This is a genomic window from Actinotalea sp. C106 (genome assembly GCF_023630195.1).
Classification (GTDB): domain Bacteria; phylum Actinomycetota; class Actinomycetes; order Actinomycetales; family Cellulomonadaceae; genus Actinotalea.
In genome coordinates this window covers 1-2,619 of record NZ_JALPKN010000368.1, presented here as the reverse complement: position 1 = coordinate 2,619, position 2,619 = coordinate 1, and the positions used below count along the sequence as shown (strand labels likewise).

2 protein-coding genes and 1 pseudogene are annotated in these 2,619 nt (G+C 73.3%); all 3 read right to left on the bottom strand.

What is annotated here, in order from left to right:
- A pseudogene (locus L0B03_RS16420) lies at positions 1–333 on the bottom strand (hydroxymethylbilane synthase); the annotation flags it as partial.
- Between the two features lie 49 nt (positions 334–382).
- Positions 383–1,585 (bottom strand): ferrochelatase, encoded by a 1,203-nt coding sequence (locus L0B03_RS16415; protein ID WP_250447867.1) that lies wholly within the window; start codon positions 1,583–1,585, stop codon positions 383–385.
- 44 nt (positions 1,586–1,629) lie between these two features.
- Positions 1,630–2,325, bottom strand: a complete 696-nt coding sequence (gene hemQ, locus L0B03_RS16410) for a hydrogen peroxide-dependent heme synthase (protein ID WP_250447865.1) — start codon at positions 2,323–2,325, stop codon at positions 1,630–1,632.
- Between the last annotated feature and the right edge of the window lie 294 nt (positions 2,326–2,619).

Genomic DNA, 2,619 nt, shown 5'->3' with positions numbered 1-2,619 from the left:
GTCGCGGGCGCACAGGGCGTCGCGCGGGTCCTCCCGCCGGGGCACGGCCGCGACGGTCAGGGCGGGGGCCTCGGCCGTGGGCAGGTCCTTGAGGGAGTGCACGGCGACGTCGCAGCGCCCCATGAGCACGGCCTCGCGCAGGGCCGCCACGAACACGCCGGTCCCGCCCAGCGAGGCGAGGGACCCGGTGAGCACGTCACCCTCGGTGCGCACCCGCACCAGCTCGACCTGCTCCTCGCCCCAGCCCGTCGCGGCACGCAGGGCGTCGGCGACGTGCCCGGTCTGGGTCAGCGCGAGGGCGCTGCCCCGGGTGCCGATCCGGACCGTGCTCATCGCCGCGTCGCCCTCCTGGCGTGGGCCCCGAGCCGGCGGCCCGCGGGGATCAGGGGGCGATCCCGGACAGGGCCGGCTTGGGGCCGCGCGGGTTGGCGCAGCAGCCGGGCCGGCACACGTCGTACCAGGGACCCAGCGGGGTGAGCGCGGGACGGGCCTTGACCTCGCTGCCCGGGCCCGAGGGCTCGCCGTCGACGGCGAGGCGCTCGGTCACCAGGTCGATCAGGCCGCCCACGTACGCCGGGTGGATGCCCGGGGTGGGGACGCGCTCGGCGTGCAGACCCGCCTCGGTGGCCGTCTCCATGGCCTCCTCGTCGAGGTCCCACAGGACCTCCATGTGGTCCGAGACGAACCCCAGCGGGACGATGACCACGGCCTTGGTGCCCTGCTCGGCGAGCTCGGTGATCGCGTCGTTGATGTCGGGCTCGAGCCACGGGGTGCTCGGGGCGCCGCTGCGGGACTGGTAGACCAGCGACCACGGCACCGCGGCCAGGTGGGCCGCCGAGCCACCCGTGCCCAGGTCCCCGCCGGCCCCTGCGCTGGCCATGACGACCTCGGCCACCGCACGGTGCTGGGCGGCGTACGCGCCGTCGGGCCCGAGGTTCGCGACGGGCGGGCCCGAGGAGACCGCCGTCGTCGTCGGGATGGAGTGGGTCGCGAAGAGGACGTGGGCCTCGCGGGCCAGGTCGATCTCGGGGAGCTTCTCCTGGGTGCGGAGCAGCGCCTCGCGCACGCCCTCGACGAAGGGGGTGACGAAGCCGGGGTGGTCGAAGTACTGGCGCACCTTGTCGATGTGCATCTCGCCCTCGAGGCCCGTCTCGGCGATGGCCTCGGCGAGGTCCTCGCGGTACTGGCGGCACGAGGAGTACGAGGAGTACGCGCTGGTCACCACGGCGAGCAGGCGCCGGTGGCCCGCCGCGTGGGCCTCACGCACGGCGTCGGTGAGGAAGGGGTCCCAGTTGCGGTTGCCCCACAGCACGGGCAGGTCGATGCCGCGGGACTCGAGCTCGGCGGCCAGGGCGGCCTGCAGGGCGCGGTTCTGGTCGTTGATCGGGCTCACCCCGCCGAAGTGGCGGTAGTGGTGCGCGACCTCCTCGAGGCGCTCGTCGGGGATCCCGCGGCCGCGGGTGACGTTCCGCAGGAAGGGCAGGACGTCGTCCTGACCCTCGGGGCCGCCGAAGGAGACCAGCAGGATCGCGTCGTAGGGCGCGGGGGCCTGGGGCTCACGGTCGGGCAGCGTCTGCGGCCCCACCTCGGTGGCTCGGACGAACTCAGGACCGGACTCGACCGGTGTGCTCACAGCAGGACCTCCGCGACCTCGTCGACCTCGATGCGCCGTCCGGTGAAGAAGGGGACCTCCTCGCGCACGTGGCGACGCGCGTCGGTCTCACGCAGGTAGCGCATGAGGTCGACCAGCTCCACGAGCTCGTCGGCCTCGAGACCGAGGATCCACTCGTAGTCGCCCAGCGTGAACGAGGCGACCGTGTTGGACAGCACCTGGGGGTACTCACGGCCCATGCGGCCGTGCTGACCGAGCATCGCACGGCGCTCCTCGGTCGGCAGCAGGTACCACTCGTAGGACCGGACGAAGGGGTACACGGTGATCCACTGCTTGGGCGTGGTGTCCCGCATGTAGGCCGGCAGGTGGTTGGCGCTGAACTCGGCCGGGCGGTGCACCCCCATCGCGGACCAGCTCGGGGTCAGCGGCGCGAGCTCGGTGGTGCGGCGCAACCGGCGGATCGCGGCCTGCAGGCCCTCGGGGCTCTCGCCGTGCAGCCAGATCATCAGGTCGGCGTCGGCGCGCATGCCCGAGACGTCGTAGACCCCGCGCAGCTCGACCCCCTCGCCGGGCTCGACGGCGGCGTGGGCGAGGTCGGGCAGGGGGGTGGTGGGCCGCGGGTCGGTCGGCGTGTCGGGACGGCGCAGCACCGTCCAGAGGGTCCAGGCCCCGGGCTCGGGGACGTCCTGCACGGCATCGGCTGCAGAGGTCATGGGTGAAGTCTGGTGGAGCAGAGGGAAATGCGAAAATCCGCAGCACCCGTCCCTGAGATGACAGGTCGTCAGAACATTCGGACACGTTGTCAGAAAGGAAGATCAGCCCTGTTCCCGGAGGTATCGGCGATGCCTTTCCGAGGGTCTCCTCGATCTATTCCGACCCCCCGCGTGACAGGTCTCACACGAGGGAGGCGGCCATCCGTCGGGCGTCGGCCACCACGGCCGCCAGGCCGGTGCCGGCGAGCCACGCCCCCGCGGCGTGCAGCCCCGGCTGGGCAGCGAGCTCTGCCC